Annotated in this window: 6 protein-coding genes; 3 read left to right on the top strand and 3 right to left on the bottom strand. The window is 45.1% G+C overall.

Annotated features, from left to right (window positions below):
- The first annotated feature begins 51 nt into the window (after window positions 1–51).
- Window positions 52–1,242, top strand: coding sequence for an amino acid aminotransferase (locus tag CAG68_RS14890; protein WP_017636105.1), 1,191 nt, complete (start codon window positions 52–54; stop codon window positions 1,240–1,242).
- An 89-nt stretch (window positions 1,243–1,331) separates the two neighbouring features.
- On the opposite strand, the gene CAG68_RS14885 is transcribed toward CAG68_RS14890, so the two are convergent.
- Complete coding sequence (locus tag CAG68_RS14885) at window positions 1,332–1,973, bottom strand: outer membrane beta-barrel protein (RefSeq protein WP_017820457.1); 642 nt, start codon at window positions 1,971–1,973, stop codon at window positions 1,332–1,334.
- 314 nt (window positions 1,974–2,287) lie between these two features.
- Here CAG68_RS14885 and CAG68_RS14880 point away from each other — a divergent pair, with 314 nt between their 5' ends.
- Entirely contained in the window at window positions 2,288–4,177 is a 1,890-nt protein-coding gene (locus CAG68_RS14880) for a DUF294 nucleotidyltransferase-like domain-containing protein (RefSeq protein ID WP_017636107.1), read from the top strand.
- Window positions 4,178–4,185: 8 nt separating this feature from the next.
- A complete protein-coding gene (locus tag CAG68_RS14875) occupies window positions 4,186–4,905 on the top strand; it encodes a 3'-5' exonuclease (protein WP_005376881.1) in 720 nt (239 codons plus the stop codon).
- Window positions 4,906–4,974: 69 nt separating this feature from the next.
- Here the strand turns inward: CAG68_RS14875 and CAG68_RS14870 are convergent, their stop codons facing one another.
- Both CAG68_RS14870 and CAG68_RS14865 read right to left on the bottom strand, forming a co-directional pair.
- The gene (locus tag CAG68_RS14870) at window positions 4,975–6,858 is read right to left on the bottom strand and encodes a methyl-accepting chemotaxis protein (RefSeq protein WP_005376880.1); all 1,884 of its coding nucleotides are present in this window, start codon (window positions 6,856–6,858) and stop codon (window positions 4,975–4,977) included.
- A gap of 231 nt (window positions 6,859–7,089) precedes the next feature.
- Window positions 7,090–8,646: BCCT family transporter (locus CAG68_RS14865; protein WP_161441319.1), on the bottom strand; the 1,557-nt coding region annotated here is incomplete at its 5' end.

The raw sequence follows: 8,646 nt of genomic DNA, 5'->3' as shown, positions 1-8,646 counted from the left end.
CTGAAAGGTATAAATGTTAGCACACCCCTTCGATTAACATGGATGAAGATTATGTTTGAAAAAGTAGTTGCCGCTCCGGCTGACCCTATTCTTGGCCTTACTGAAGAGTTTAAAAAAGATGCTCGCGCAGACAAAATTAACCTTGGCGTAGGTATTTACAAAAACGAGCAAGGCGAAACTCCCGTTCTTGCGACAGTAAAGAAAGCTGAAGCAGCACTTGTTGAAACTGAAAAAACCAAATCTTACCTAACCATCGAAGGCACAGCAGAGTACGGCATTGCAGTGCAAAAACTGCTTTTCGGCTCTGATGCAGAAATTGTAAACGAAAAACGCGCTAAAACAGCTCAAGCTCCGGGTGGTACTGGTGCACTACGTGTTGCCGGCGAGTTCATTAAACGTCAACTAGGCGATGTAAAGATCTGGATCAGCAACCCAACATGGGCGAACCACAACGGCGTATTTACTGCTGCTGGTATCGAAACGGCACAATACAGCTACTACAATGCTGAAACAAAAGACAAAGACTTCGATGCGATGCTAAATGATCTGCAATCTGCATCTGAAGGCGACATCGTGCTTCTACACGGCTGCTGTCACAACCCTACAGGGATCGATCCTACGGCTGAAGAGTGGGAAACATTGGCGAAACTTGTCGCAGAGAAGAAATTGCTTCCTCTGTTCGACTTCGCCTACCAAGGCTTTGCTAAAGGTGTGGAAGAAGATGCTGCAGGTCTTCGTACTTTTGCTAAATACAACAAAGAAATCCTAGTCGCGAGCTCTTTCTCGAAAAACTTTGGCCTATACAATGAACGCGTAGGTGCCTTCACGTTAGTAGCTGAGTCAGAAGAAGTCGCAACAACCGCATTTTCTCAAGTTAAAGCCATTATTCGCTCTATCTACTCTAACCCACCTGCACACGGCAGCGCTGTCGTGACTCACATTCTTGGCAACGCCGAAATGCGTGCGGAATGGGAAGCTGAAGTAGCAGAAATGCGTGACCGTATTCAAGAAATGCGTGAACTGTTTGTAGCGACACTAAAAGCAGAGGGTGTGGACGCAGACTTTAGTTTCATCGAACGTCAAAATGGTATGTTCTCTTTCTCTGGTCTTTCTAAAGAGCAAGTTAACCGCCTTAAAGAAGAGTTCGGTATTTACATTGTCGGTTCTGGCCGAATCAGTGTTGCTGGTATGACGAAGTCAAATATGGGCCCTCTATGTAAAGGCATTGCAGCGGTTTTATAATCGACTGTCGCATACTTTATTAAAAGGAAAGGTCAGCATAAGCTGACCTTTTTTGTTTTAACTTAACGCCAAAAACGAACCCGTCCGATCTAGTAGACAAACTTCAAACTCAGCCCTACTTCATTGACGTAATCTGAGCTTTCACCGCTATAATCAGTATCTCTAAACTGATAAAAAAGACCAGTGCCGATGACTTTATGCCATTGGTAGTTAAGACCGATCTTAAAATTGTTCTCATCAACGATATCACTACGGTTCAACTCCACTTCAGCTGTCGCAATAAGCTTTTCACTGAGCAAGTAATTCACCCCAACAGTTACAGCTTGAATCAATTCGCTATCGGAAGACAACGTATTATCCGTTTTGTCGTCCGTCGCTTTCGCTTTGATTGCGCCTATTCCATATAGCCCGTAGATATCGAATTGCTCTGTAACTCCATAACGGTAACCACCACCAAACAAAAGGCGGTCAATGCGAAGAGTAAAATCATCCGGATGGAAAAACTGCGCTGAGTAATCAACATTAAACAACCAGTTCTCAGTAAACAAATAGTTACCACCGAGTCCAACTGTGGTCGCATTAGAGTTATCTAACCATTCTTCGTTTGTCGTTCCGGCACCAACATCCAAATGAATGTGTTCGTACCCAAATTTTTCTGCTTGGTCCATGACCGCTGCGCTTGATATCGCCGGCAAAGCAGCTAAAGAAACAAGCAATAAATTTCTCACCATTCGACTTCCTTTCATGAGAATTATCTAAACACTGTATTCCATCGCCTGAGCTACTTGGCTCAAGAAGAATAGCTTAATCTAAAGACGTGATAACGATCTGAAACAGCCAAAGATCTAATCAGTCATCACGAAGAAAACATATCGACGACGTCTTTTTCAATTGAGGTGACCATATAGTAGTAAAAATGAAGCTCCCTTATCGTGCGATATGTCAGAATCTTATGACTGAGCACGAAAATCGCGGTTCAGATAAGACTCTGTTTTAAAACTAAGTTAAGATTACTTTATTATTTGCGAACTAAAAGGCGCCTTCGATGGATGCAGAACTTCTCGAGATTTACAACTTTCTCGCCAAGTATCCCCCGTTCAATGAACTCCCTGAAGAAACACTAAACAAGGTGACAGAGAGTGTCGAAATCTCGTACTACCGAGAAGATACCCCCATCATCCATTTTGGAGACTATATCCAAGATTTATACGTGGTGCGAAGCGGTGTTGTTGAAGTTTATCGACGCAAAGGTGAGCTGTATAATCGCCTTGACGAAGGTGACCTATTTGGCCAGATGGGCATGCTCACCAATAACAAAGTCCGCTTTCCGGTAAAAGCCATTGAGGATACCCTGCTCTACTGTATTCCTGGTGACATTTTCCAAGAAATTTACGATAACTTTGATTCCTTTGCGGATTTTGTTGAAGTTGAAAATAGCGCTCGTTTACGCCAAGCCATTTCAGAAAACAAAGACGCCAATGACCTGACGACGTCGAAAGTGAAAACCTTGCTGACTGGCGATGCTCATACGATTGATCGTGGTCAGACAATCCAGCAAGCCGCGCAGCAAATGGCGAATGACAACGTATCGGCTTTACTTATCGTCGACCCAGATTTCGTTCGTGACGAAGACGATCCACAGTCCCCAGTACTTGGTATCATTACTGACCGTGACTTGTGTACCCGTGTGTTAGCTGAAGGTTTGTCCCCACAGGACGATGTGTCCAGTGTGATGACCACGGAGGTCATGTCTCTTGACCACAACGCTTACATCTATGAAGCAATGTTAACGATGCTGCGTTACAACGTACATCACCTACCAGTGGTAAAAAACCAATTACCAATCGGTATTATCGAAACAACCGACATTGTTCGTTATGAATCTCAGAATTCGTTGTTGTTGGTGAGTAGTATTTTCCAACAACAGACTATCGAAGATTTAGCCGTTGTTGCCGAAGAAGTGAAAAGCAGCTTCGTGCGTCTGGTCAATGAAGATGCCAACTCTCACATGGTGGGTAGCGCGATGTCGGTCATTGGCCGAAGCTTCAAACAGCGTCTGCTAGAAATGGCAGAAGAAGAGCTTGGCCCACCGCCAATTCCTTATTGTTTCCTTGCACTTGGCTCAATGGGGCGAGATGAGCAACTGTTGGTGACTGACCAAGATAACGCCATCATTCTAGATGAGACTTATCAAGAAGAGAAACATGGTAAATACTTCGAAGCCCTAGCAAAATACGTCAGCGATGGGTTAGATGCCTGTGGCTACAAATATTGCACAGGTGATATTATGGCAACCAACCCACTATGGCGCATGACTCGTTCAGAGTGGGAAGAGTGTTTTGCTGACTGGATTGATAACCCGAACCCGAAAGCACTACTCAACGCCTCCATCTTTTTCGACTTGGATGGCGTCTATGGCCGCTTAAAATGGGCAGAACAGTTAACTAGCTTTATTGTTCGTCGCGCTCGAAAGAACAACCGCTTCTTAGCGTGTTTGGCTCGTAACGCACTAAACAGAACACCACCTCTGGGCTTCTTTAAAGACTTCGTGATGGAAAAAGATGGCAGACACAACAACTCCATCAACCTCAAACGTCGCGGTACTGCTCCTCTGGTCGACTTAATTCGCGTTCACTCTCTGGCGGTTGGTTCACGTGCACAGAACTCGTTTGAGCGTCTTGACGACATTATTGATGCTGGCATTTTGCCAAAAGGTCGAGCACAAGACTTAAAAGACGCGTTAGAATTTATTTCCATGGTACGTATTCGTCACCAAGCGACGGATGTGGAACTAGGCATTGATCCTGATAACAATATCGAACCGGAAAACCTCTCTGAGTTTGAACGTCGCAACCTAAAGGATGCATTCCAGATCCTAAGCAATGGTCAAAATTTCCTTAAGTTCCGCTACCAAGCGAACAAGAGCTTTAAGTGAGGTTTAGCATGATTAAAAAGCTCTTTCAGAAGCCAACCATTCAGTGGCCAACGAAGTTTGAACAAAAGCTGGAGATGGCGAAGGATGAGAATTTAATTGCGTTTTATAGCAACAAGCCGCCTGCTCCAGAAACACCGTTATCTGAGGTGGAGTTCGTGGCGTTAGATTTCGAAACGACGGGTTTGAATCCTGAAAAACATGACATCATTACTATTGGTTTGGTGCCGTTTAACCTGAAGCGAATTTTCCTACGTAACTCGCGTCATTGGAAGGTACGTCCACAGCGTGCACTCGATGAAGATTCAGTCATTATACACGGTATTACTCACAGCGAATTGATCGATGCACCTGACTTAGGCGATATCTTAAGCGAGCTGCTACCATGCTTAAGCGGGAAAATCATTGTTGTTCATTACCGTCGTATCGAGAGAGAGTTTCTGGATAAAGCGCTCAAAAGCCGTTTAGGGGAAGGTATTGAGTTTCCTGTTTTAGATACGCTGCACCTTGAAGAAACGATTCAACAGAAACGTTCAGGCTCTCTCTGGGAGCGTTTAAAAGGGAAAAAACCAGAATCGGTTCGGCTAGCGCAATCTCGACGCCGTTATGGGCTGCCAGACTATACGCCTCACCATGCATTAACCGATGCAATTGCTACCGCAGAGCTACTGCAAGCGCAAATCGCCCATCATTACAGTGAAGAGCAACCCATCAGTGAGTTCTGGCTGTAATATACTTCACGCTTAATAGCGATCAAAAAAGGAGCCAGATGGCTCCTTTTTACTTAGGTTGAGACAAGATTACAGCTTAAAGCGTTGAATCTCTTGTTCAAGTTCGTGTGATAGCTCAGACAGGTGAGCAGCTTGTTCTGCTGCTTGATGAGCTTCGACTGACAGCTCGTTAGACACGTCACGAATACCTTCAGTGTTACGAGTGATCTCAGTGGTTACCGATGCTTGCTCTTCTGCTGCTGAAGCAATCTGCGTTGCCATATCACTGATACGCTCAACAGCAGTGTGGATTTGCGTCAAGCTCGCTGCAGCCGCATTGGCATCATCAACACTGGTATCAGCTAGACGACGACTGTCACCCATAATACCGACCGCTTTGGCTGTTGTGCCTTGTAGCATCTCGATAGTTTCTTGAATCTCTTGCGTTGAAGCATGAGTACGTTGGCTCAATACGCGGACTTCATCTGCAACCACAGCAAAACCACGACCTTGCTCACCTGCACGTGCCGCTTCGATCGCCGCGTTCAGTGCAAGTAGGTTCGTTTGCTCTGCAATGCCTTGAATCGTTGATAGAATCGTATTGATGCTATTTCCGTGTGCTTCTAGCTCTTGAATCACATCAGTAGCAACTTGAACTTCTTGCGCTAAGTTCTGAATAGAGCCTTGCGTTTGAGTTACTTGGCTAGAACCATGTGAACAAGCTTGAACCGCTTCTTCTGAGTTACTTGCCGTGCTATCAGCATTACCTGCAATTTCTTGTGTCGCTGCTGCCATTTCGTTCACAGCCGTCGCCACCATGTTGATTTCATCTTGCTGGTAAGAGATACGCTGACTACGCTCCTCAGCTTGCTGTGCTGTCGTGCGTGCTTGCTCTGAAAGCGCAGAAGATACGTGGCTAAGCTTAGTAACCATTGTGTGCATGTTGCCAACAAAACGGTTGAAGTTTTCCGCCAGTTTACCTACTTCATCATCACTGCGTGGTTCTAGGCGTTGCGTTAAGTCACCTTCGCCAGATGCAATTTCTTCCAGTGCATTTGATACGCGGTTCAAGTCACGGAACAAGAAACCAACTAGCCAAGAAACTGCAAGAATAACCACAATCGTGATCGCCACAGCAGTGAACAATAGATCTCGTAGCAATACCGCATGACCTGCTTCTTCTGTTGCGCGATCCATTTCAATCGCAAACATCCAATGCGTACCAGGAACTTTATTGAAGTAGTAAAGCTTCTCTTTTCCTTTGATTACCGTATCTTCGATACGACCTTCATCGGCGGCGCGCTCAATTGCCTCTTCTGAAAAATCTTTTAGAACACTGGTGATAGGCTTAAGCGTCAAGCTTTTATCTGGATGCGCTAAGAAGGTGCCTTCATTCATGTCGATTAGCATCGCATGCGCGTTTTCACCTGCATCTAAGTTAATCACATCGCTGATAAGCTGATCGATCAGTACGTCCGCACCAACAACACCAACAAACTGACCATTTTTCATTACTGGCTCAGCAATGGTCACAAGTAGTGCATTCGTGATTGCGTCTTGATATGCGGCTGTGATGATTTGCTTACCCGCGGCATCAGCATCCTTGTACCAAGGACGTGTGCGAGGGTCATAATCAGCACGGTTACGCTCCGGATGAGAGCGGTACATATCACCGTTTGGTGTACCAAGGAAGATGTCATCGAAGCCACCAGCCTTGCGAGCTTGTTGTAGGAAAGGAACAACGTCTTGCTCGGTCGAGTAGTCGTTGAACGCAGTGGCAATATCTTTACGGATATTGACCCAATCAGAAATTCCCTCTGACGCAGTAGTACTAAGACTTTGCGCACGTGAATAGACACCTGAACGAGTCTGATCAAATAATTGACCAGCCGACAACCAAGTAAGTGCTGTTGCCATCACAACAACAGCAGAAAGGCTTGCGCCTATAAGCTTTTGTTTTAATGATAATTTCATATTTATAGTTTTTTGAGTTGGGAGAACAGTTAAGGTGCATGAATATTACACACTTTTTTACGACTATTCACTAATTTTTAAAAAACAAAATAGCACATTAACTCTTTGTAAAATATGAACTTTCATGTGTCATTTTTTTGTCTCGAGCGTCATAAAAACCGCACAAAAAAAGCCAGCAAATCGCTGGCCTTTTGATTAATTGTTAGTCAGACGGTTTTATAAAATGCCGAATTACTGACGCTCTGTTCTCATACCCATCAATAAGCTCACACACATTGCAAGCAGAATGAAGGTAAATGGCAGTGCTGTAGAAATGGCACCAGCCTGAAGAGCTTGAACCGCCTCGGAGCCACCAATCCATAGCAGAGCAACCGCAATTGCACCTTCCATGAATGCCCAGAAGACACGTTGAAGTACAGGTGCATCAACTTTACCACCTGCAGTGATACTGTCGATAACAAGTGAACCAGAGTCAGAAGACGTAATGAAGAACACAAGTACCAACACAACAGCGATGATAGAAAGCATGCTACCAAATGGAAGAACATCAAACATTTGGAACATAGCAAGTGATACGTCAGTCAAGCCATTTGTGCCCAGCTCACCTACTTTATCAACAACTTGCTCGATCGCCAGGCCACCAAATACAGACATCCAAACAACGGTAACCGCAGTTGGAACCAGTAGAACTGCTGTGATGAACTCGCGAACGGTACGGCCGCGAGAAACACGCGCGATGAACATGCCTACGAATGGCGACCATGAAATCCACCAAGCCCAGTAGAATACTGTCCAGCCTTGGAACCAAGCTTCGTCCGTACGACCAAACGGGTTACTTAGTGGGATGATATTCTCTACATATGCCATAAGTGTGGTTGGAATCGAACCTAGGCTCGCCGCCCAACCGATAAGACCAACAAGGAGAAGTAGCAAGAACGCCACAACCATGTTGATGTTACTAATGACTTTAACACCACCATCGATACCGCGTACGACTGAAACAACAGCAAGTAAAGTCACCACGGTAATAACGACGATTTGCAGACCTAGGCCTGGCTCAACACCAAATACGTGATGAATACCACTTGCTGCTTGCTGCGCACCTAGACCTAGGGATGTAGCAAGACCAAATAAAGTCGCAAGCACAGCCAGAATGTCCACAATGTGGCCAGCCCAACCCCATGCACGATCACCCAGAAGTGGGTAGAAGATCGAACGCATAGATAGCGGTAAACCTTTGTTGTAGGCAAAGAATGCTAAAGAAAGTGCTACAACACCGTAAATTGCCCATGGGTGAAGGCCCCAGTGGAACATCGTTGCACCCAGTGCCAATCTCGCGGCTTCTGGTGTATTTGCCTCAACACCAAGTGGCGTTTCATACCAACCGGTGAAGTAAGCGACAGGTTCTGCAACACTCCAGAACATTAAACCGATACCCATACCAGCTGCAAATAGCATTGCAAGCCATGACATAAACGAGTAATCGGCAACAGCGTCTTTACCACCTAGTCGGATCTTACCCATTGGTGAGACGATAAGCGCCAAACAGAAAATAACGAAAATGTTACCTGCAATAATGAACAACCAATCGAATGAACCAATAATTTTCCACTTCAGCCCATCAAGTGCCGTCTTTGCGGTATGTGCATCTAGAACTAATGCAGCGACAAGAAACAGCGCAATTAAACCTGCACTAATACCAAAAACTGGGTTATGAACATCAAAACCCCATTTTTGAACGTTGTCCTGACCTACCGTATAGTCGGTACTATCGATACTGTACTTATC

The sequence above is a fragment of the Vibrio sp. V42_P2S4T144 genome (genome assembly GCF_009904715.1).
In the GTDB taxonomy this organism is placed as follows: domain Bacteria; phylum Pseudomonadota; class Gammaproteobacteria; order Enterobacterales; family Vibrionaceae; genus Vibrio; species Vibrio alginolyticus.
Note: the sequence above shows the minus strand (reverse complement) of the source record. Positions and strands in the feature narration are given on the sequence as shown.

Coding starts and splice junctions, on each gene's coding strand:
- CAG68_RS14875 (WP_005376881.1), top strand. CDS start 4,186: ATGATTAAAAAGCTCTTTCAGAAGCCAACCATTCAGTGGCCAACGAAG.
- CAG68_RS14890 (WP_017636105.1), top strand. CDS start 52: ATGTTTGAAAAAGTAGTTGCCGCTCCGGCTGACCCTATTCTTGGCCTT.
- CAG68_RS14880 (WP_017636107.1), top strand. CDS start 2,288: ATGGATGCAGAACTTCTCGAGATTTACAACTTTCTCGCCAAGTATCCC.
- CAG68_RS14870 (WP_005376880.1), bottom strand. CDS start 6,858: ATGAAATTATCATTAAAACAAAAGCTTATAGGCGCAAGCCTTTCTGCT.
- CAG68_RS14885 (WP_017820457.1), bottom strand. CDS start 1,973: ATGGTGAGAAATTTATTGCTTGTTTCTTTAGCTGCTTTGCCGGCGATA.